The organism is Nitrosophilus labii, from assembly GCF_014466985.1.
Classification (GTDB): domain Bacteria; phylum Campylobacterota; class Campylobacteria; order Campylobacterales; family Nitratiruptoraceae; genus Nitrosophilus_A; species Nitrosophilus_A labii.
The window spans coordinates 66,971-87,912 of the sequence record NZ_AP022827.1; the positions used below are offsets into that span (position 1 = coordinate 66,971).

The following is a 20,942-nucleotide window of genomic DNA, read 5'->3' on the forward strand; positions in this document are numbered from 1 at the left end:
AAAAATTAATGGATTAAAAAACAGAAAAAGCAGAAAGGCAGACCGTCCGGGTTGTTTTGACGGGCTTTGTGTTGAAAAGAACATCCAAAGGACAAGAAATGTGCTGTTCGGTTGAGATCAAGAAAAATTATCCAAAAGAGCTTGAAAAGCATTTTGACGAGGTTCTTGTATTTCATGGACCTCGCTATCAAAGATTAATAGTTAGAGATAAAGTAAACAATAAAGGGGCTATAAAATACTCTACTTGGCTGGATTTAAAAATTAATTACTATAACAATGTCGCATATTACAAATATAGTGCTTTTGCCAATAGTGGCGAAATAATGGAATATGCAATAAAGAAAGTTTTCGAGATAGCAAAAGAGATAAAGAGACATATCGAACCTTTCCAGAGAGGATTGTTCGAGGATGAAGAGAGTAAAGAAAATCTAATTTACAAACTTTCGGAAAAACTAAACGACTGGATATGGAAATATAACGGTATCGAATATAGGCAACACATTCCATCCCCTGTTGAATTGCGAGATACGATAAAACTCTATCTCAAAAAAGTAGCCAATAAAGAGATAGAGCTGGATAACAGATTTCGTACCATTAAAGATTACAGAGATGATTTTATCTGGTTTCCAAACTTTTTGCATATTCTTGACGGAGAAGCAAAAAGTGATCTGGATATTTTAGAGTGGCTCGGATGGATTAGGATTTTTGTAAAAGATAGAAGCGGAAACGATCTTTTTTATTTTCAAAATGAAGAATTTGATGCGTGTTTCCCTCTTGATTGGGACAAATCTATTTTGCCGAATTACAAAAGAATCGTCTATACAAAAGAACTTATCGATTATGTAAGAAATTTATTCGATATACCTTACAGAGAGCCGTTTGGAGATAGCTACGCCATTAAAATGGCAATTAAGGATTATATAGAAAGCTGTGCTTTAAAAAAGGGTATCGACTGGAAAGATACTCTCGGTAACAGCAGGGATTATAAAGAGTTTATGAAAAAAATCAGAATCAAAGAACAAAGCGGTGAATGTGGAGGAATCGGGTTTGATGGTTACAGTGTGAGTTACGATTTCAGTAAAGAGGAGATATCAATACAACAAAAGGTTAGTTGCAGACTATTTTTGCAGTCGAAAAACAACCATCTCTATTTTCACAATGAAAGTTTTTATAATATTGCAACTTATAAACAAGAAGAGATTTTCAGATTGGCTTATGAACTTTTAAAAGAAGATGTAGTTAATTATAAGCAAATGACGATATTTGATTATCTTTAGTAGTTACCAACCGATCAGTGGAGTCTGGAAATGATAGATATGATGGAAATTATTATTGTGGCTATGGATGTTTCTAAATCTTTTGTACCCCATGATCCATGTCATAAAATTCTCAGAACTATTAGATGTCGCCGTTCTGAAGAGAATGAAAAAAGAGTTGACAAAATTGTAAGTTTTTATAAAAACAAGTATGAAAATTACAGAATTGTTGAAGAGATATGGTATGCAAAAACCATTTTAAAGGAAGATGGAACTCAAGAGAGATTCGTATCTGAAAATAAAGAAGAAAATTTATTTTGTGATTGCAAATATGAAGGTATATGCGTTAGATCAAGCATTAGGTACTATTCGATTTTTGAAAATGAGGATGAGAAAATACAACATTATCGCCGTAGAATAGCCGGATTTAGAGGGGCTATTACGAGAAATATCAACAAAGCAAAAAAAATTCGAAGTAAATATGCAACCACCCTCTTCCCTCAAAACTATAAAGAAGATCAGAAGTTTTGCAGACTTATTCGAAATATAAGGTTGAATATAAAAAGATGGAAAGATGCAAAAAGAAAACTGGAGTTAGCGTATGAGTAGATTGCAATTAACAGAGGAACAGCAAAAGATTGTCGATGCAGAATTTGATAGTATCCTACTTATCAATGCTTATGCCGGAACTGGCAAAACTTCTACACTGGTGGAATTTGTCAGATCCCCAAAAAGAAAATGTAAAAAATTTTTGTATCTGTCTTACAACAGTTCAATGTCTAAAAGTGCTGCAAAAAGTTTTAAGGGTATCAAGAATGTAGTCATAAAAACTATTCACTCCCTCGCATATGGAGCTGTTGGCCATAAATATAAAGAGAGGCTTGGCAATTTGAGAGTATTAGATATGCTTGGATATTGTGAAGATGTGGATGAAAAAGAGCAATATTATTACGCATATCTTTTGTTGTCATTGGTAAGGGAGTTTGCAAATTCAAAATATACAATGGAGAAATTTATAAATATCAAAATTGAGGAGAGCAGCAGCTGGGGCAAAGAACATAAAGCAAGTCTTAGATATTTTCTTGACAAATTGCCATCTGTTTGGGAAGATCTACTTACAAATGAAGAGATGCCATTTGAACATGATTTTTACCTAAAGCTTTATCAGTTATCAGAACCAAAATTATATTTCGATTATATTCTTGTAGATGAAGCACAAGATATTAACGGAGTAATTATTGATATAGTTTTAAAACAACGCTCAAAAAAGGTGTTTATTGGTGATACTTATCAGCAAATCTATTCCTGGAGAGGTGCAAGCAATTCTCTTGAAATATTGTCCAAAATGCCAGGAACAAAAACTCTTTATCTTACCCAATCGTTTAGATGTCCACAGGTAGTTGCTGCACTGGCCAATCAATATCTAACTTTACTTGATGCACCAAAGCCGTTTAGAGGAACACGGATACAGCGTAATGATGACCCCACTCAAACAACCGTTGTTGCAAGGACCAATGCAAAACTTTTTGATTATGTGGTAGAAAATATTCTATTCAATGAAGATGAAGAGGAATTTAAAATACATTTTGTAGGGGGAATTAAGAGTTACAATTTTCAAGATCTTATCGATATTCAAAATCTTCAATGGGGTAAAACGGAGTATATTCGAAATGGCTTTCTAAAGAGATTCTATGACATTGAAGAACTAAGTGAATATGCCGAAGAGGCAAATGAAGTTGATCTGAAAGTCAAAATTACTATTGTGCGAAAGTACATGAAACACAATATCCGTAATCTCATTAAAATGATCGAAGAGCGTGTTGTAGATGCAAACAAGGCGGACTATTTACTTACAACTGGCCACAAGTCAAAAGGTTTGGAATGGGATAATGTGCTTATTCTTGATGATTTTGTAAATATCAAAGAGGAGATCAGGGAAGATGGAGAAGCAGTAGTAAGTAAAGAAGAGTTAAACCTCTTGTATGTTGCTATTACAAGAAGCAAACATAAGTTGAGTATTTCAAAAGATTATATTCTTTCAAATGAGTTTATCGAAGAAAACAGGCATTTGATTAGAATAATGTAAATTCATATAAAGAAACAAAAAAGGAGTTTTATGAGTTTTTGGGATAGAGAGTATACAAAAACAAAGCTTGCGGATCTGGCAGATATTCTTGGGGTATCAAGACAGATGTTATACAAAAAACTTGCAAGCGATGATGAAAGAGACAAGCCATTTAAAGAACTTATATTGCTTGCTACTACGATAGACAAAAAAGAGCTTGAAAAAAAATTAAAGCAAATTCGCAAAGATTACAAAAGAAACTTTGAAAAAGAATATGTTAAGTGGTTAAAAAGTGAATTGGCAAAATATGAGAATACAATAGTTCACAAAGCAAAAGAAGAATAAGGGGCTTGAATGCTGCAACAGATTAAAAAAATGGTGAGTATTATAGAAATAGATGAAGAAATAAGTGAGAAATTGGAGATATTTTTCTATTTTCTGATCTTGCCTTTTTTATTTGGTTATCTCTTTTTGCTTTTTGGTATAGACGGAGTGACAGTTAAAAAGAGCATAGGACTTATAAAACACTATCCAATAATGTTGTTTTTTATCTATTTTTTTGGGCTTATGGGGGTATTGGGGCTATTTTTGTTGCATGTAATAAGAAAGCAGCTTTTATTTAAAAAGTATGCAAAAATAAAAAAAGAGACAAAAAAGGAAACAAATGAAAAGGTTTATTATTAGCATTTGTATCATAATTACAAATTTTGCTTATGCCTGCACCGGCGACTGCATAGCTTGCCATCCAGTGTTAAAAAAATCGATAGAGGAATCGCACCACCGAATCCTAAAGAGCTGCATAGAGTGTCATAAAAACAATACTGGCAATACTGGTTCTTGCGGAAAAGATTGCTTTGATTGTCACGATAAACAAAAACTTATAGCTTCAAGTTTGCCAGAGCATCGGGCAATAAAAAATTGTTCTAAATGTCACATTGATAGGCTCAATATAATAGAAAAAATTCGTTTTACGGGGAACCTTTATCTGATATAATTAATAAAAAATGATTTTTTCAAGGGAAAAAATGAATATAGAAATTTATATAAATGCTTTGGAAGATTATTATAAAAATATCAAAGAAAAGTATGAGTCTGCAATTGCAAACGAACATACGCTCCGAACTGACTTAGAAAATTTACTTAATGTCTTTAAACCTGGTGATGTCAAAATATTGCAAGAAACAAAGAAAGAAGAATATGAAATAGGAAGTCCGGATTTTAGAGTTTTTCGTAAAATAGACCCAAAAGATTCCCTTTCTTATAATTTGTTGATTGGATATATAGAAACCAAAAAGTTTGGAGAAAATTTAAATCGCATATTAAAAACCGAACAAATCAAAAAATATCTTGAAGTTTCTCCTAATATAATCTTGACCGACTATAATCGATTCATCCACCTTTCTTATGACAAAATAGTGAAAGATTTAACTCTTTTTGAATATGGGATAGAAGATAATCTTCTAAATAGAGATTTTAGAATAGATGAAAATAAAGTCATTAATTTTAAAGCATTTTTAGATAACTTTTTTCTAAACTACGAAAAAAGAAAAATTAAAACAAAAAAAGAACTTGTAAAAGTATTAAGTTCTCAATCCTTTTATTTGAGCGTGAAAACGAGAGAAGTGATAGAATCAAATAATATGGAATATTACAAATTTATTAGATTTTTCAATAAAACATACGAAAGTTTTAAAAATGCTGTTAAATACGATTTTGACATAAAAGAGTTTTGTGATATTTTTGCCCAATCTGTTTCATACGGTCTTTTTGTCGCTCATATCGAAGGGATAAATATCGAAGAAGATTTGGATTTGCCAAGACTTTTGCCAAAAGAGTTTTCCATTTTAGCGGAATTTTTATACTTTAGCGCCCCATCTTTCAATCTCCCGAAAGAAATTGAATATACCATTGCTAATATCAAAAAAACGTTGACGCTCATCGATACTGATAAAATATCGAAAGAGTTGAAAACTCACATCAATTCTCTAACGATTTATTTATATGAGGACTTTTTAAAATCCTTCGACAATTTAAGAGGCACTGAAAGAAGAAAAGAGAGCGGTGTTTATTATACTCCAAATGAGGCTGTTAGATTTATTGTTAAATCAATAAAGTCTATTCTTAAAGAGAAGTTTGAAATGAATGGCTACAAAGATGAAAATGTAAAAGTTCTCGATCCTGCTACGGGAACGGGAAGTTTTTTGGCAGAAGTGTTCAACTCCATCATTGAAGATGTCAATTCTCCGGTATTGCAAGAAAACTTCGTAAAAGAGAAATTTTTAAAAGACATATACGGATTTGAATTGATGTTTGTTCCGTATATAGTAGCCCATTTGAAATTGTCCAATATTTTAAAAAATAAGGGCTATTCGCTAAAAGATGAGGATAGATTGCAGGTATATCTTACAACACATTGGATTTGCAGGGAAATAGTTTAAATCTTGAAATGCCACTGCTTTTACTTGAAGAAGAACACGAAAAATCCAATAAAATTAAAATGAAAGAGGATATTTTAGTCATTTTAGGAAACCCTCCATACAACAATAAATCGAAAAACAGAGACGAAAAAATACTTAAACTTTTGGATAAGTATAAAGAAGGACTTAATGAGAAAAAAATAAATTTAGATGACGACTATATCAAGTTTATACGATTTGCGCAATGGAAACTACTTGAGCAAAATAAAGATGTTTTGTCGCAAAAAAGCGGAATATTAGGATTTATTACAAACAACTCTTTCATTTGGGGTAGAACGCATAGAAAAATGAGAGAAAGTTTGTATAAGTCTTTTGATGAAATCTATATTTTGAATTTACACGGCAGCAAAACAGATCCAAAAGAAGATAAAAACATTTTCGATATTCAAGTAGGGGTATGTATATCTATCTTTATTAAATATCCGTTTGAAGTCGATAAAAAAAGAGTGTTTTACTATTCGACTTTTGAAAACGAGATTTATTCAAAAGAAGATAAACTCAAGTTTTTAGGCAGCAATATATATAAAGACTTGAAATGGAAAGAATTGGAGATTAAAGAACCATATTATTGGTTTATAGATAAAGATTTGAGTAGCGAAGTGACCTGCTCCAAAAAGTAGGTCCAATTACAGAGTTAGTAATTGATTGTACATCAAGCAACATTTTGCCTTCCTGAAACTTTTGATGGTGGCTTATTATTCAATGAACTGTGTGGCCATTCATTATTGTAGTATTGCCGCCACTGTTCAATGATAACCTGGGCCTCTTTTCTGTTTGCGAACCACTCTCTATTTAAGCTTTCATCTATGAATTTTCCATTGAAGCTTTCTACATAGGCTTTTTGCCAGGGAGATCCAGGTTTGATGAAAGCTGGGCCGATATTGTGTTTTGTAAGCCAGTGAATAAGAGCTTTTGCTGTAAATTCCGAACCATTGTCAGAACGTATAAATTATGGTCTTCCATACAAGGTCATAAACCTGCTTAGAGTATCGATCAGATGTTTTGCTCTGATAGAAGTTGCCACTTCAAGAGCCAGGCACTCTCTTGTATATTCATCCACAACTACAAGAATTTTAAGCTTTTGTCCATTGGCAGCTCTATCACTGACAAAGTCGTAACTCCATACATGATTTGTATGTTGTGAACACATTTTTATTGGATTGGTTCCTGGTCTTTTTCTTTTTGGTCTCTTCTTTGGAAGTTGGAGGTTTAGCATATGCCATATCCGATATACTCTTTTGACATTTATGGTCTCTTTTAATCGCCAGCTTAGCATTACCGCTATACGTCTGTATCCAAAGCGTGGATAGGTTTCACTTATACTTTTGATTGAATCCATCAAAGGTTTGTCTTTCTTAGGTTGTTTGGGTTCATATACAAACTGGGAACGGCTAATACCTATCTATTTGCATGCCCGCCGCTGGGATATCTTATGACTCATCATCATTTTTACAGCTTCTCTTTTTGCAGTGGACGTTACCACTTTTTTTCTGTTATTTCCTTGAGCGCTTCGTTAACCAGTAGTTGCTCTGATAGAAGTTTTTTGAGCTTGGCATTCTCTTTTTCAAGCTCTTTAAGTCTTTTTACCTCACTTACACTCATCCCGCCATACATACGTTTCCATTTGTAAAATGTCTGCTCACTTATATTATATTTGCGAATAACTTCTCTTTGGGTATCCGCTTTTTGAGCCTCTTGTAATATTTTTACAATCTGCTCTTCACTGAATCTTTTCTTCATCTGCTCCTCCAGTAGTTTTATTATACTCTAACTCTGATCTTGGTCCAATTTTTGGGGAGCAGGTCAGTAATGAAACAAAGATTTGAAGTTTGAATAATTTTTGTAAAAAATGAGAGAGCCAATTAAGATATCTACATTAAAACAATAACTAAAAAATTTTGGTATACAAATACAAATGGGTTAGTAGTAATCAGACTAAAAAGTATTTAGGGGAAATAAATTGTAGTTGTAATTTTAAAAAATATTTGCTATAATGGTAGCAGATGATCAGGAAGCCGAAAGGGTTACCTTAGAGGGTTGGCGCCCTCTCCCGACAATCAGCTTCAAGATCAAACTGCTATTTAGGGTTTACAAGTTCGCTTCTTATTTCAGCAGTTCTTCGATTAGCCGAAGGACTGCTACTGCAACTTCTAATATCAAAATCAATATTTTAATCATTATTGCAGAGCCTTTTTAGTGACGCTCCCACCCTCACACCTCAAAAAGCGTCCTTAAAGGCAAAGTAGCAAACACCCTACTCCATTATAGCTTCAACAATTATACCATAATTACGGGTTTTTGTCTATATTTTTATATTGTTTTTTCATTTAAAATTAATTAAATTTGAAATATAGTAGTATTTAAAATCTTATAATCTTTCATTTGGATATAATTCCATTTTTATTGTTATCGAATTGCTATACTATTTATATTATAATGAATATGGAATGTAAATTTATTTTTATTGAAATGTTTTTATATTATAGTTTTCAAAAGTAATAATAGCTAATGAGAGTTATGTAGAACATCGGAGTTGATACATTTTCTTGCATTTGGTGAAATTTTAAATTTCATTGTTTTTTTAGAAGAATATTTGATCGGTTCCTTTGTTTTAATATTAATAATAGTACCTTTTTTTGTCTCATACGGATAAAATGCACCAAAGTTAGGAACTACGACTTTTTTGTTATCCTTTATAGCATCAAGAACGGCATAAAAAAACAGATCAAGAATATTGTCAATATCTTTTATTTTAAAGCCTGTAACACTTGCAATATTTCTTACTATTTCATGCCTTCTTATTGTTTCTTTTGCTGTCATTTTGATATTCCTTTCCTCGTTTTTTCACAAGAATGAGTATAAATATGGAATATGAGTGGTTCTACCACCCATATTCTACATCATCTTTATCATTAGTATTTTTCTTATTTTTATCTTCTTTTTGCTTATCGTCCTTTTTTTTAGTTTCGATAGTTTTTTTGCCCTGGAGAACCGCATCAAGCTCTTCAAGATCATCAAAAAAGATCTCTCGCAAATTTTTATCTTTGGCCAACAGGATGATAGCTTGAGTTATTGCTTTGCTCTTGGACATACTTGGCAGCAATTTATATATATCGGCAGCCATTCCTGTAATCGTAGCCTGAACTTTAACCTTTTTCATAGTAACCCCTTGCATTTGCAAATTCATAAGGTTTTTCTGAAAAATCAACATTCTTAGGCAACTTAGCACCTTCAAGGAAATATGCACCGCCGCCGCTGAATATTACCTTTGTAGCAGATCTCAGCAAATCAGATCTTTGCGATTTCATTTCATCAAGGATAAAATCTGTATAGTCAATTTTTGCGTCCTCTATCTCGTCTGTCAAGTCTATTTTTTCTCCGTAGTTCATAAAGTAACCAGTTGTAAATATATCTTTGGCCATCTGTTCTGTAATATCGGCATTAAATTTTTTCTTTATTTTAGTTTGCAATTCGGTGATAACCACATTGGCACCTTTTTTAGTTGCGAAAGATAGATCAGGACGAGGATCGCCATCTTCAAATACCAAAAAATCAAAAGTGTTGTAGCCAATATCAACTATGCACACAATACCGTTTTTATCACCTTTATAGTCATAGAAAATACCCTGGCCCTGAGCCATAAGTTTTATCTTAGGCTTGATTACTTCATCGTTTATATTTATAGTTTTTATAGCCTCAATAAAATGCTCTTTTTCATTCCAGTTTACAATAGAAAGCCCAGTTACGATATGTATAGGCTCTTTTGTGTTTAAGCCGGCTTTTTTTATTGCGTGGTAGATTATGAGGGGAGAATATTTAACAAGGAAATTAAATCCTCGTGTAGATACAGCATTGGCCAGAGCTTTGTCGCCTACTGTATATTTTTTACCACCATACTCATATACATCTTCCTGGGCCGAACCATAATCAGCCATTGCCTCACGCTTTTTCTCAATTGCTGAGGCAAATTTAAACTGTTGGTCCTTTGTGACAACTTTGGTATCTCCATAACCAATATCAATTGCTATTTTTTGCATTATATTGCTCCTTTGTTTGATATATGCTTCATTTTTTTTATTTTTTGTAGACTTTTCAAATAGTCTTGAGTATGGTTTTTTCTTGTTATAGATCCTTAAACCTTTCTTTGTATCTCTCCGCTATTTTATTAGCATCAAATTTGAAACCAAGTTTATCATACAGACGGTTTACATTGCTTAATGACAGTAGCATTGAAGCATCATTTTCATTAAATCTAAACCTATGTGGATATCCTCTTTCATCCTCTTCTTTTAAAGCATAAATGACTATTCCGCTATCATCTTTTTTAATAACTTCGCAAATAACTATTCTTTTCCATTTCTTAGTAGTTTCTAAATCAACTACAAAATGTCCAGGTTGTAGCATTTTCATTTCTTCTATTTTCATTTTTTCTCCTTTTTTCCTATTTATTTTAGTTCTTAGTTCTCTCAAATACAAGATATGTTCTATCTTTAAACAGAAAAGATGTTTTTATTTCCCAGTCATTTTTATACATTTTTAAAATATTTGTCTTTCCTTCATAATCTCCTGAACATAAAATTTTTTCTTTTGCAAGTGCAAGAAGATTGTGCTTGTCTACTACACATATCGACACTTCTTTGGATCCTGGAAGTGAAGATGCTGAAACTGTATTAGCTACAATTGAAGCTAAAATAGTCATAGCGACAACGACCTTTTTCATAAGCAACTCCTTTTTTTTGTATTTTGGATATATTAGTATTGTAGTATTTATTTAGTTAAATTTCAATAGTTTTGAAATGTTTTTGGAATTATTTTTGATTTTTTTCGAATTGATTTGTAAATATATTCCAAATGCTTCTAAATATGATATTATGTACAATTATATTTTATTTGGATTTTATATTTATTTCTTTTTAATTGTTAATTAAATTGAAGTTAATTGTATATTAATTATTTTTGAATTGTTGTTTCAATATTATTTAATTGTAATTGTAGCTATGAGGGGGAGAGAGCTTTAAGTCTTTTTGCTCTCCAAAAGGGTTAGTATTTTATCCCAGTATTCAATATCGACATTCTTAATGTTCGCTCGATCTTCAATCATTCCATATGCAAATGCAGATATAACATTAAGGTTTGGGTGACGCTCTTGAAGCTCTTTAATCTTATCGTGTTTTTTAGCTCTAAAAACTCTTTTATGCATAATTAATCTGTTCTTTTTTAATGCTTTTTCCACTGCATATTCGATTCGTTTTTCATCTCTTTCATTAGTAGGCTTTAGCTTATCTTTTAAATGTTTTAGTAGTATGTTTTTACTTATTTTATACCCGTCTTTTAAGTGCAAAAAGAATGCTTTTTTTAGCCAATTATTTACCAGTTTTTCTATTTGTGTAACATTATGATTTTCGAGTTGCTTTTGTGCTTTATCAAGTTCTTTGATCGCTGAAACCATAGGCTCTTTTCTCTGAATTATATCTGCAAGAAACCCTCCTACATATTTTGCAAAGAGTATTTTGTCCTCTTTTGTTTTGAGGTAGGGAGTTTGAAAATCTTCTTTGTCTATCTCTTTTTTAAGAGCTGGTAGGCTCAATATATCATATTCTATGTCAAGCAATGATGCCATAAATATCTCCTTATATTTTCATAAATAGTTCCCTTAAAATTGTAGCATATTTCCCTTAATCTGCTTATATATATATGTATCCCTTAATTTTAGGTATTGTTTCCCTTATTTTTTTATAGACTTTTAAATGAAGATATTAGTGTTTTTTGTTTCCCTTAATTGGGCAATATATATTAGAGTTCCCTTGAATTTTTTTTGGTTTATTATTGCATATTCGCTTTGTTTCCCTTAATTGGGCAATATACATACGACAGTAATGTAGTCATTTCCTTGGATTTTAAAAACTGATCAAAGGACAAGAAAATAAAATTGAATAAAATTAGTGCAATATTAAAAAACAAAACTTGATATCAAAGTAATAAACTATAATAGATTTATTGCTTTTTAGACGATTTTGTGCTAAAATTAAGGTATAGAAAAATCGTGTAATATTTTTAAAGGATTTTATATGGCAAAAAAACTAATAGATGAAATACTTAATAATGATATTAAAAAAAACAAGGAAAAAAATTACAAGACTTTAACAATTTCTTTAACTAAAGAACAATACGAAGCACTTGATACATTGTCAAAATTATCAAAAATTCCAAAAAGTAAAATAATAGTAATGGCATTGGAGAAAGAGGGCGTTTTTGATATTAATAAAATAAACAAACATAATAAAGGGGGAGGAAATGAGAACAATACTTAATTGGTTTGCAGGTTATATTATTAAAGTAATCCTTATGTATTTAATGCTTGCTGTGTTTGGTGCAATTGCTTTTGTCGCATTTATTTTTATTGATGACTATAAAACAGCAGTTGAATGGATAACAAACATTTCAACAAACGGACTGGGAAAAGTTGTTCTGTCTATGCCAATTTGGTTTCCATTTATAAGTTCTATAAGCTCAATAAACGAAAAAAGTAGTGAAAATGAAAAAATTGCAAGAAGTAGAATGAAAAAAGAGTCTAAAAAAATTGATATGTCATTAATGACTAATGACAGTTCGTTTATGTAAGAGAGCAATATAGGGGAATTTATGAAAAAAATAATTCTTATATTATTATTTGCTACTGGTTCATTTGCTGCCGGATATAACGGTGTTATATATACTTGGGGTTATGCAGATGTTATAAACGAAGTTATGCTCGCAATTAAAGGTATAGTAACAGGGATTGATAATTTAGCCAAAGCTGCAATGGCTTTGGCTTTTTTTATTTTTGCAATTAAAAAAGCTACCGACAATAGAGTTAATCCCGTCTATGAATTTGGCAAGTTGCTATTTTTATTTGCGGGAGTTTCATATTTTTTCTTGCAGGCACCAGACGATGATAAACACAGATTTGTAATAGAGGATAAAGTAACAGGCGAAGTTTATACCGTAAGTCAAATCCCCCTTGGTATCGGATTAACGTATTCACTTTTATCTACGCTTGAAGATGGCATAGCAAATGCTATGGAAATTCATTTTTCAACACCTTTATCTATCAATTATAGGAATGCAGGCTTTGGCTACCCATTAACCACACAACTCAATACAAATAGTATTGATTTTCCTGATGCATATTTTAAAAGAACATATTTTGATTATATAAGTAATTGTGTTTTGTATGATATAGAAAGCGGAGCTTTGAATGTAAATGATATAGTAACAGCAAATAATATACTTAATGCAATAACTTCAAATAGCTCAAGGCTTACAAACAAATATACCCCGGCCAACCCAAATGGAGAAACAATCCAATGTAGTGAAGCATCAAATTACATAAAAGATCAGGTAGATAGTCAAATGGACTCTCTAATAAATCTTGCAGCTGCTATTAACGGTGAAACAACTACTTTGTATCAAGATAGAGCATCTTATATTTCGGAGCTATATTTTGGAGCAAATCAAAATGCAAGAGAATATTTACAGCAAAATGTTTTAATCAAATTAACTAATCAGGGGTTTGTTAATTCGGCAAAAGCATCAGGTTTGGACCCTAATGCCCTTGCCTGGGGAACCACAATGGCCGAATTACAAACGAAAAGTCAATTTACTATGGCAGGGCTGCTTGCAAAAGACTATTTGCCAAAAATGAAAGCCGTATTGGTATCGGTGATCATAGGATTGTCTTGGCTTATAGCAATTCTTGCTATTGCATTCGGAGAACTTACTCACATTAAAATGTTTTTTACTCTAATGTTATGGCTTGTTTTATGGACTCCTATTTTGGTAATTTTAAATTTTATAGGCGATATTTATATTTCAAATATTTTTACGGAAACAGCCAATCAAACAGGACAATATTTCACTATGCAAATGAAGCCAATGATTGACTCTAAAACAAGCAATGTTGTAGCATGGCTTGGCTATCTATCTTGGCTTACCCCACTTTTAGCGTATTCTTTGGCTAAAGCATCTGAACATGGTTTTGTACAGCTTGCAAGCTCATTAGGAGCGTCTATACAAGGTGGAACAAATACAGGTGGTAGAAATCTTGCTGAAAAGATGACTACCGCTACTCAACCGGCTATAAGAGTAGGCAACGATGTATATGGTGATCTTGGCGGACACATTTCACAAAACACCCAAGGTGCTAACCATGGAATGTACGGAGATCATACATATAGCATTACAAAACATACCGATAAAAATACCGGCATAACTACAAGCAATATCGAGATGGATCATGGCTTGACAAAAATGCAAGTAGCGAGCAATAAAATTGTTGGTTTCGATTCCCCTGGCAGTATGGCATATGCTCAGAATATTTCAAATACCGCCTCTAATGAATATTCAAAAGCACAAACTAATCTAAAAAATGCTCAAACTGAATTATCTAATAGCATATCAAATAGCATTGATACTATAAACTCAAATGAAAGTGCTTTTCAAGACATGATAAGCAAAGGTGTTGCGCAAAGTGATATTAAAAATATATCAAAAGCTGAAAGTGAAGCATTTAATAAAACTTTTGAACATTCCGAAGGTTTTGGAGAAAGTTTTCAGAATATGAAGAAGATAGCAGCTAACGGAAGTGGATTTATTACGGCAAAAGTAGTATCCGGGGGTGTTGAATACACAGCTTTTGATGCTAATGGCAAAAAGTATTCCTGGACAGACACATCCAAAGAAGCCGAACAACATTTGGCAGAATTTAAAGAAACATTGCAACATCAATTTACCGAAAATGAAGAATATAGAAAATCTCTTGCTAATGTAACAAAACATATAGATTCCGAAAAAGCCAGCCAACTTGAAACAGCATCTAAAAAATATACTGAAAGTCTAACAGAAGCTGAATCAGCAGCTCAAAAACTTTCCTTTGCTCAAAATACTCAAAAGATGCTTACCAGCGATGCCGGTGCTGCATTTTTGAATAACTGGATAAAAGGAGATCCTAATTTAAGAAAAATGCCTATCGAAAAGGCAGCAATTGAAGCCGCCGGACGCTGGGAAGATTTATTGGCCAAAGGTGATTTTGAGAAATTAAATGAACTGTATAAAAAATATGGAGCCGGAAACATTGATACTTTATCAGAAAATGTAGATGTTAGCGGTATAGAAAAAATGAAATCGGCTATGCATACCCCTAAAAATATTTCAGTTGTTGATACTTCAAAGCTTTATGATGATGATCAAAAACTTGGAGAGCAAAAAGACAAGATGCTTCAAAACTATAATAACACCAAAAACACTCTCCAGTCTGATAATTCTGAAATAGGTGAGAAGGTACAAAAGAGTGTAAATAATGGAAAAGCTTGGGGAGAACAAGGGTTGTTTAATCGTTTTTGGGAAGACAATAAAGATGAGATAGTAACCGGTGCAGTTGCACTTGGACTTGGGTTAGGAGCTACGTCAAAAGCTGCTAAGGATATTGCAGGTAAAGTTTTGGATAAATTCAAAAATGCAAAAAATATTGACGAACTCGAAGAAATTATGCAAAAAACAGATCAGCTTGAAGATGCAATTAAGAAAAACTCACCTGAAACAAAAAAACTGATGGAAGAACTTGGATTAAGAGATGCATTTGAAAAAGGTGGAGGAGTATTTAATAAAGATGGTTCGATAGATCAAGTTCGTACAAAACTTAATGAAGAACTGAGAGATTTTGCAAAGCTTACTGCAAAAACTGAAGATATAGCAGATAATATAAAACCTAATTCGTATAAAACCGAAGAAAGTTTCTTTGACAATGTCAAAAAAGGTGTAAACGAACTGCTTGATGATGCGTGGAAAGCTGTTAAAGATCCAAAAGTAATAATGAGTGGAGCAGCTGAAATAGCAAAGGCAGGAGCAGTCGGAGTAGTATTAGAAGAGGCTTTTTTTATGGAAACAGCTGCAAGCGGGCAGTTTATCCCTTCTCAAGAAATGGAAAAAGGTTATGTACCTGTTAATAAATTTACTTTTGTTGACTCGGCAGGTTATCCTACAAAAGAAGCACAAGCATACGAAGATTTTGTAAAAAATAATAACATTGATCTATCTAAGCAACAAGTATATGCACATTACAAAGATGGCGGTATGTTTGGAAATGATACTGTTGAGTTTAGAGTAGGTGAGAAGGTACAAAAGAGTGTAAATAATGGAAAAGCTTGGGGAGAACAAGGGTTGTTTAATCGTTTTTGGGAAGACAATAAAGATGAGATAGTAACCGGTGCAGTTGCACTTGGACTTGGGTTAGGAGCTACGTCAAAAGCTGCTAAGGATATTGCAGGTAAAGTTTTGGATAAATTCAAAAATGCAAAAAATATTGACGAACTCGAAGAAATTATGCAAAAAACAGATCAGCTTGAAGATGCAATTAAGAAAAACTCACCTGAAACAAAAAAACTGATGGAAGAACTTGGATTAAGAGATGCATTTGAAAAAGGTGGAGGAGTATTTAATAAAGATGGTTCGATAGATCAAGTTCGTACAAAACTTAATGAAGAACTGAGAGATTTTGCAAAGCTTACTGCAAAAACTGAAGATATAGCAGATAATATAAAACCTAATTCGTATAAAACCGAAGAAAGTTTCTTTGACAATGTCAAAAAAGGTGTAAACGAACTGCTTGATGATGCGTGGAAAGCTGTTAAAGATCCAAAAGTAATAATGAGTGGAGCAGCTGAAATAGCAAAGGCAGGAGCAGTCGGAGTAGTATTAGAAGAGGCTTTTTTTATGGAAACAGCTGCAAGCGGGCAGTTTATCCCTTCTCAAGAAATGGAAAAAGGTTATGTACCTGTTAATAAATTTACTTTTGTTGACTCGGCAGGTTATCCTACAAAAGAAGCACAAGCATACGAAGATTTTGTAAAAAATAATAACATTGATCTATCTAAGCAACAAGTATATGCACATTACAAAGATGGCGGTATGTTTGGAAATGATACTGTTGAGTTTAGAGTAGGTGAGAAGGTGCAGGAAAATGGATTTTCTTTAATAGACAAAAATGATATTCTTGGCAAACAAATATCCGATCTAAAAATACAAATTAAACAACTACAAAACAATCCGAGTAATGCAATCCCAGTAAGTAAGGAAAAAGATGAAGTTCTTTAAATATATGGTTTTTTGTATGATAGTAGTTAATACTTTTGCATCTAACGATTTTTTTTCTAAAGGCAAAGAGGGTTGGTTTTATTATAAAGAGGAAAAAATAGAAAATAAAAATGATGAAAATAAAACAGTGTCTGATGAAGAGTTTATTAAAACGATACCATATGATCGGCTCGATGATATGACAGCAGATGAATTTGGAGAACTTTTAGAAAAAACAAAAAAGATTGCAGTAATGAAACCTACAAAAGAAAATGTCAGAGCCGTAATGCGATTAAAAAAGTACATGCTCGACAAAGCAGAAAAGTTCACAAAAGTACAATATGTGCTCATGCTTGAAGAACCAGAACTTGAATACCCAGAGATTGGTAAAGATAAATTCGCAAGAAGTACACAATTCTTAGAGAAAGAAAAAGAGAAGAAAGAGTTTTTTAAAAAACATAAAGAGGATCTTGCATTTGTAATGTTCTACAAATCGGAAAATGAACTTGCATTCAAGAGACAAAAAATTATCTATCAAATGCTTGAAAGAGATTATGGTGTAGAGACTGAGTTTGTAAACTTACAGGAGAGGCCTGAGCTTGTGTCGAAATTTAAAATCAAAACGACACCTGATAACTTTTTTATCTATAAAAACAGTAGAGGTGAAGCTATTTGGATGAGAATAAAGGCAGGACTTGCTACGAAAGAGGAGCTTGTCAAAAATACGATGTTCCTTTTTGAAAATGCGATTAAAGAGAGTGATAAATGAGAAAACTTGTATTGTTGATATTTTTAGCTGGACTAATTTTTGCCAAAGAGGCAAACATTTTTTATTTAGGAAAAACATATGATTTTGCAGAAGAAGATCTTTTGATAGCAATTAAAAAATATATCGAAGATAACAAAGAATACCTTGAATCTAAACTTAACAAAATGCGTGATACTGCAAAAAATAGAATAAAAAACTACAAACCTGAAGGAATTAAACCTTTAACTCCGGCCAAAAAGAATAGAGTGTTTTATCCAGATCTCACTTATACACTTGATAGAGATATTACAGATGCCGAGGGCAAGATTATCTATCCAAAAGGTTTTACGTTCAATCCCCTCAAATATGCACATTTGAGTTATGGAATAGTAGTTATTAATGGCAAAAATCCTACGGAAGTAGAATGGTTTAAGAACAGCAAATATGCAAATACAATAGCGTATAGACTGCTGATAACAGATGGCAATTATTATAAATTAACAAAAGAATTGAACCAAAATGTATACTATTGTATGCCACAAATACAAGAAAGATTTCAATTAAAACATACACCGAGTATCATAATCCAAAAAGGCGATAAGATGGAAGTAAGAGAGATATGTCTTGGAAGCAACAAGGAGAATTGATGAAAAAAGGATTTGCAGTTCTTTTTTTTACATTAATGCTACTGTGGCCATCTGGTAAAGCTGAAGCAGTATGTAAAGCTAATCCGGCTCAACTTGTTACTATTATGACAAGCACCTGTTATTCTTGTATGTTACCGCTTAGAATTGCTGGAATTACAATATTACAAGGGCCTATGCCAGATCCAATGGGTAGTGTCGGCTCTCCAATATGTATATGCAATATGCCGCCCCCACTTTTTGTAAGAATTGGTATCCCTGTAAGTTTCTTTGAACCGAGTCGTTTGATCGATGTCGTAAAAGATCCATACTGTTTTGCTGGTTTGGGTTTTGGACTTGGTTTAAATCCTATGCAAGGAGGAACCAAGGGTGATGCAATAAGCAAAAGCAGAACATTTTTTCAAGCACACTATTACATTTTTCCTCTTTATGCAATACTTGAGCTTATGACAGATTTTATATGTCTTGAAACTACTGGTTTTGATGTAGCGTACATAACAGAAGTAGATCCATTATGGAACGATGATATGTTAAGTGCAATTATAAATCCAGAAGCATTGTTATTTGGAAATCCTATTACAAATATGGCTTGTATTGCCGATAGCGTAGCAGCACAGATAAACGCACCGCTTGATCCTCTGTTTTGGTGCAAAGGGAGCTGGGGAAATGCTTATCCGCTTACCGGAAACACAAATACTAAAGACTATGTAGAGGATAGTGCAAGTGTGGCTGCATCTATAATTTATAAACTTCATAGACAACTGATTCTTTGGGGTAGTTGGGGTCAGCTTGGATTGTGTGGATATTATCCGGCTCCAATATGGAGAAAGTCAGCCTACCGTATGCAAATCATGGCACCAATACCACATCCAATAGCCACCGGAATAGGGCAAAGTGGGCTTTTGTGGAGCTATGGGAAAAATATTCCTTTTGTTGGAGATAACTTTAATTATTTACTATTCAAAAAAAGGGAGTGTTGTGCATTCTAATTGTTTAAAAGATAAAGTAAACAACAACTTCAATAAAATATTTTTAAGCAATTTGATTTTAATTGATTATCATTTGCAGCCTATATTCCAAAATGGATATAACAAAAAAATCAGGTCCTATGAAGTTTTAAGCAGAGTATTTCAAAATGGTAATATACAATCTATCACACCAGATATTGCAAGTAAATTCACTAAAGAGTTATTGTTGTTTGTTAAAAACATTCTCCATGATCAAAGTATAAAAAGTAGTGGAATATCGATTAATTTGTCACAAGATGAACTTACAGAGGAAAATTCTGATTATATTTGCAGTTATTTTAATGCTGCTGAGGCCAAATTGATAACAATTGAAATTACTGAAGATGTTCTGATTTGCGAGAATAAAGGAAACCTACTTTTGAATCTAAAAAGAAAAGGTTTTAGTATAGCACTTGATGATTTTTGTTCGGAGAAATCGGTAAGAGATCTTGTTTGTGATTACGATTTTATTGATACAATCAAGTTTGATGGTGTTTTTATGCAAAGTATCAAAAAGGGGAAAACGGCAATTATAGATGCACTTAAACATCTTAATTCTTTTGCAAAATCGTTGAAAAAAAAGACTGTTATAGAACATATTGAAAACAAAGAGCTGTATTCTATTGCTAAAACAATAGAAGCGGACTATCTGCAAGGTTACTACCTCGGTAGACCATTACCAGTACACTCTTACATAAGGGAAGTTGAATGAAATGGTTGATGATAACACTTACCTGCATAATGTTAATTGCAAGTGAAGATATCAATAAAACAGAACTGTTCATGAAAAAATATTTGAGCAAACAGAGGATGGAAACGGTTAGAATTGACCCTGAAGAGTTGCGGAAAAACAGTTTAGATCTCAATTTGACACAATTCAAAAAACTTAAAGATATGAATGCAAGTGAGATAAAAAGAAAATACAACATAAGTTTTGGAAAAAGTAATGCAGCAGAAGAATATGCAAAAGAAGTTAATAATTATGTAAAATCTAAAAAATTTCAAAAAGGTGTAGTTGCGAATCAAAACTACATCTTGTATGATAAATCAATTGACTGGAGTAAATATGCGGGAAAATATAGTGTTCAAACCAAAGAAATTATGGAACAGCTCGCAAAAGACAACAGTCCTCTTTTATCAACCAATAAGTATTTAGAGCCAAACGAAAAAATATTCATTGTAATAAGTTCATCACTACCGGACGCAACAATTAAAAACTATTTTAAGATGCTTGAACCGGTAAATACCGATGTAACTTTTGTATTAAGAGGTGTTATTGGTTCTCCTAAAAAAATAATGCCTACAATAAATTATATAAACAAGCTTTTGATAAAAGATGAAAACGGCGATAAGAGTGATATAAAGAACAGATACCAATTCAATATCGAAATCAATCCAAAAATAACAAGGAGGTTTGATGTAGAAGCGGTACCAGCGGTTTTGTTTATTAAAAATTACAATCCGGTTGTTCAGCAGTATAAATCCACAATAGGTAGTCCGGATCCTGATGAGCTATATTGGATAGCATATGGTGAAGCAAGCGTGAACTATACCCTTAAAAAGATAAATGAGAAAGCAAAAAGCAAGGGAATAGAAAGATTATTAAAAGCTATGAATAAATCATTTTATAAATAAG

General features: G+C 32.4%; 21 protein-coding genes and 1 pseudogene. 15 read left to right on the top strand and 7 right to left on the bottom strand.

The window, feature by feature from the left end:
- The first annotated feature begins 98 nt into the window (after positions 1-98).
- The 7 genes from NIL_RS10565 to NIL_RS10595 all read left to right on the top strand — a co-directional run bounded on the left by NIL_RS10565 (position 99) and on the right by NIL_RS10595 (position 6,418).
- On the top strand, positions 99-1,277 hold the full coding sequence (locus tag NIL_RS10565; RefSeq protein ID WP_187648668.1) for a hypothetical protein: 1,179 nt from the start codon (positions 99-101) through the stop codon (positions 1,275-1,277).
- 30 nt (positions 1,278-1,307) lie between these two features.
- Positions 1,308-1,865, top strand: a complete 558-nt coding sequence (locus NIL_RS10570; protein ID WP_187648669.1) for a hypothetical protein — start codon at positions 1,308-1,310, stop codon at positions 1,863-1,865.
- Positions 1,858-3,342 (top strand): UvrD-helicase domain-containing protein, encoded by a 1,485-nt coding sequence (locus tag NIL_RS10575; protein WP_187648670.1) that lies wholly within the window; start codon positions 1,858-1,860, stop codon positions 3,340-3,342. Before NIL_RS10570 ends, NIL_RS10575 begins: the two co-directional genes overlap by 8 nt.
- A gap of 30 nt (positions 3,343-3,372) precedes the next feature.
- Positions 3,373-3,666: a hypothetical protein gene (locus NIL_RS10580; RefSeq protein ID WP_187648671.1), complete on the top strand. Its 294-nt coding sequence runs from the start codon at positions 3,373-3,375 to the stop codon at positions 3,664-3,666.
- Positions 3,667-3,675: 9 nt separating this feature from the next.
- Positions 3,676-4,005 (top strand): hypothetical protein, encoded by a 330-nt coding sequence (locus NIL_RS10585; protein ID WP_187648672.1) that lies wholly within the window; start codon positions 3,676-3,678, stop codon positions 4,003-4,005.
- Positions 4,006-4,346: 341 nt separating this feature from the next.
- Complete coding sequence (locus NIL_RS10590) at positions 4,347-5,759, top strand: N-6 DNA methylase (protein ID WP_187648673.1); 1,413 nt, start codon at positions 4,347-4,349, stop codon at positions 5,757-5,759.
- 8 nt (positions 5,760-5,767) lie between these two features.
- The gene (locus NIL_RS10595) at positions 5,768-6,418 is read left to right on the top strand and encodes an Eco57I restriction-modification methylase domain-containing protein (RefSeq protein WP_187648674.1); all 651 of its coding nucleotides are present in this window, start codon (positions 5,768-5,770) and stop codon (positions 6,416-6,418) included.
- A gap of 32 nt (positions 6,419-6,450) precedes the next feature.
- Here NIL_RS10595 and NIL_RS10600 read toward each other — a convergent pair.
- The 7 genes and pseudogenes from NIL_RS10600 to NIL_RS10630 all read right to left on the bottom strand — a co-directional run bounded on the left by NIL_RS10600 (position 6,451) and on the right by NIL_RS10630 (position 11,418).
- Positions 6,451-7,538, bottom strand: a pseudogene (locus tag NIL_RS10600) (IS3 family transposase).
- Positions 7,539-8,303: 765 nt separating this feature from the next.
- On the bottom strand, positions 8,304-8,618 hold the full coding sequence (locus NIL_RS10605; RefSeq protein ID WP_187648675.1) for an HU family DNA-binding protein: 315 nt from the start codon (positions 8,616-8,618) through the stop codon (positions 8,304-8,306).
- A 61-nt stretch (positions 8,619-8,679) separates the two neighbouring features.
- The gene (locus NIL_RS10610; RefSeq protein ID WP_187648676.1) at positions 8,680-8,958 is read right to left on the bottom strand and encodes a hypothetical protein; all 279 of its coding nucleotides are present in this window, start codon (positions 8,956-8,958) and stop codon (positions 8,680-8,682) included.
- Positions 8,945-9,835 carry a ParM/StbA family protein gene (locus tag NIL_RS10615; protein ID WP_187648677.1) on the bottom strand — a complete coding sequence of 297 codons (891 nt, stop codon included), beginning with the start codon at positions 9,833-9,835 and terminating at the stop codon, positions 8,945-8,947. Before NIL_RS10615 ends, NIL_RS10610 begins: the two co-directional genes overlap by 14 nt.
- 85 nt (positions 9,836-9,920) lie before the next feature.
- Positions 9,921-10,223: a hypothetical protein gene (locus tag NIL_RS10620; RefSeq protein WP_187648678.1), complete on the bottom strand. Its 303-nt coding sequence runs from the start codon at positions 10,221-10,223 to the stop codon at positions 9,921-9,923.
- Between the two features lie 25 nt (positions 10,224-10,248).
- On the bottom strand, positions 10,249-10,518 hold the full coding sequence (locus tag NIL_RS10625) for a hypothetical protein (protein WP_187648679.1): 270 nt from the start codon (positions 10,516-10,518) through the stop codon (positions 10,249-10,251).
- A gap of 294 nt (positions 10,519-10,812) precedes the next feature.
- Complete coding sequence (locus NIL_RS10630; RefSeq protein ID WP_187648680.1) at positions 10,813-11,418, bottom strand: hypothetical protein; 606 nt, start codon at positions 11,416-11,418, stop codon at positions 10,813-10,815.
- Positions 11,419-11,866: 448 nt separating this feature from the next.
- On the opposite strand from NIL_RS10630, the gene NIL_RS10635 reads away from it, so the two are divergent.
- Genes NIL_RS10635 through NIL_RS10670 form a run of 8 tightly spaced genes read left to right on the top strand, consistent with a single transcriptional unit; the run spans position 11,867 to position 20,941 of the window.
- On the top strand, positions 11,867-12,109 hold the full coding sequence (locus NIL_RS10635) for a ribbon-helix-helix domain-containing protein (RefSeq protein WP_187648681.1): 243 nt from the start codon (positions 11,867-11,869) through the stop codon (positions 12,107-12,109).
- Positions 12,093-12,419 (top strand): hypothetical protein, encoded by a 327-nt coding sequence (locus tag NIL_RS10640; RefSeq protein ID WP_187648682.1) that lies wholly within the window; start codon positions 12,093-12,095, stop codon positions 12,417-12,419. The genes NIL_RS10635 and NIL_RS10640 overlap by 17 nt, the downstream gene beginning before the upstream one ends.
- 21 nt (positions 12,420-12,440) lie before the next feature.
- Positions 12,441-16,928 carry a conjugal transfer protein TraG N-terminal domain-containing protein gene (locus NIL_RS10645; RefSeq protein WP_187648683.1) on the top strand — a complete coding sequence of 1,496 codons (4,488 nt, stop codon included), beginning with the start codon at positions 12,441-12,443 and terminating at the stop codon, positions 16,926-16,928.
- The gene (traF, locus tag NIL_RS10650) at positions 16,915-17,676 is read left to right on the top strand and encodes a conjugal transfer protein TraF (RefSeq protein ID WP_187648684.1); all 762 of its coding nucleotides are present in this window, start codon (positions 16,915-16,917) and stop codon (positions 17,674-17,676) included. Before NIL_RS10645 ends, traF begins: the two co-directional genes overlap by 14 nt.
- On the top strand, positions 17,673-18,302 hold the full coding sequence (locus NIL_RS10655; protein ID WP_187648685.1) for a chromosome segregation protein ParM: 630 nt from the start codon (positions 17,673-17,675) through the stop codon (positions 18,300-18,302). Before traF ends, NIL_RS10655 begins: the two co-directional genes overlap by 4 nt.
- Positions 18,302-19,288, top strand: a complete 987-nt coding sequence (locus NIL_RS10660; RefSeq protein WP_187648686.1) for a TraU family protein — start codon at positions 18,302-18,304, stop codon at positions 19,286-19,288. The genes NIL_RS10655 and NIL_RS10660 overlap by 1 nt, the downstream gene beginning before the upstream one ends.
- Positions 19,278-20,018, top strand: a complete 741-nt coding sequence (locus NIL_RS10665) for an EAL domain-containing protein (RefSeq protein WP_187648687.1) — start codon at positions 19,278-19,280, stop codon at positions 20,016-20,018. Before NIL_RS10660 ends, NIL_RS10665 begins: the two co-directional genes overlap by 11 nt.
- The gene (locus NIL_RS10670; RefSeq protein WP_187648688.1) at positions 20,015-20,941 is read left to right on the top strand and encodes a TrbC family F-type conjugative pilus assembly protein; all 927 of its coding nucleotides are present in this window, start codon (positions 20,015-20,017) and stop codon (positions 20,939-20,941) included. The genes NIL_RS10665 and NIL_RS10670 overlap by 4 nt, the downstream gene beginning before the upstream one ends.
- Position 20,942 lies beyond the last annotated feature (1 nt).

Bases quoted from the DNA above. Each gene is read 5' to 3' on its own strand.
- NIL_RS10565 (WP_187648668.1), top strand. From the start codon at position 99: ATGTGCTGTTCGGTTGAGATCAAGAAAAATTATCCAAAAGAGCTTGAA.
- NIL_RS10570 (WP_187648669.1), top strand. From the start codon at position 1,308: ATGATAGATATGATGGAAATTATTATTGTGGCTATGGATGTTTCTAAA.
- NIL_RS10575 (WP_187648670.1), top strand. From the start codon at position 1,858: ATGAGTAGATTGCAATTAACAGAGGAACAGCAAAAGATTGTCGATGCA.
- NIL_RS10580 (WP_187648671.1), top strand. From the start codon at position 3,373: ATGAGTTTTTGGGATAGAGAGTATACAAAAACAAAGCTTGCGGATCTG.
- NIL_RS10585 (WP_187648672.1), top strand. From the start codon at position 3,676: ATGCTGCAACAGATTAAAAAAATGGTGAGTATTATAGAAATAGATGAA.
- NIL_RS10590 (WP_187648673.1), top strand. From the start codon at position 4,347: ATGAATATAGAAATTTATATAAATGCTTTGGAAGATTATTATAAAAAT.
- NIL_RS10595 (WP_187648674.1), top strand. From the start codon at position 5,768: ATGCCACTGCTTTTACTTGAAGAAGAACACGAAAAATCCAATAAAATT.
- NIL_RS10605 (WP_187648675.1), bottom strand. From the start codon at position 8,618: ATGACAGCAAAAGAAACAATAAGAAGGCATGAAATAGTAAGAAATATT.
- NIL_RS10610 (WP_187648676.1), bottom strand. From the start codon at position 8,958: ATGAAAAAGGTTAAAGTTCAGGCTACGATTACAGGAATGGCTGCCGAT.
- NIL_RS10615 (WP_187648677.1), bottom strand. From the start codon at position 9,835: ATGCAAAAAATAGCAATTGATATTGGTTATGGAGATACCAAAGTTGTC.
- NIL_RS10620 (WP_187648678.1), bottom strand. From the start codon at position 10,223: ATGAAAATAGAAGAAATGAAAATGCTACAACCTGGACATTTTGTAGTT.
- NIL_RS10625 (WP_187648679.1), bottom strand. From the start codon at position 10,518: ATGAAAAAGGTCGTTGTCGCTATGACTATTTTAGCTTCAATTGTAGCT.
- NIL_RS10630 (WP_187648680.1), bottom strand. From the start codon at position 11,418: ATGGCATCATTGCTTGACATAGAATATGATATATTGAGCCTACCAGCT.
- NIL_RS10635 (WP_187648681.1), top strand. From the start codon at position 11,867: ATGGCAAAAAAACTAATAGATGAAATACTTAATAATGATATTAAAAAA.
- NIL_RS10640 (WP_187648682.1), top strand. From the start codon at position 12,093: ATGAGAACAATACTTAATTGGTTTGCAGGTTATATTATTAAAGTAATC.
- NIL_RS10645 (WP_187648683.1), top strand. From the start codon at position 12,441: ATGAAAAAAATAATTCTTATATTATTATTTGCTACTGGTTCATTTGCT.
- traF (WP_187648684.1), top strand. From the start codon at position 16,915: ATGAAGTTCTTTAAATATATGGTTTTTTGTATGATAGTAGTTAATACT.
- NIL_RS10655 (WP_187648685.1), top strand. From the start codon at position 17,673: ATGAGAAAACTTGTATTGTTGATATTTTTAGCTGGACTAATTTTTGCC.
- NIL_RS10660 (WP_187648686.1), top strand. From the start codon at position 18,302: ATGAAAAAAGGATTTGCAGTTCTTTTTTTTACATTAATGCTACTGTGG.
- NIL_RS10670 (WP_187648688.1), top strand. From the start codon at position 20,015: ATGAAATGGTTGATGATAACACTTACCTGCATAATGTTAATTGCAAGT.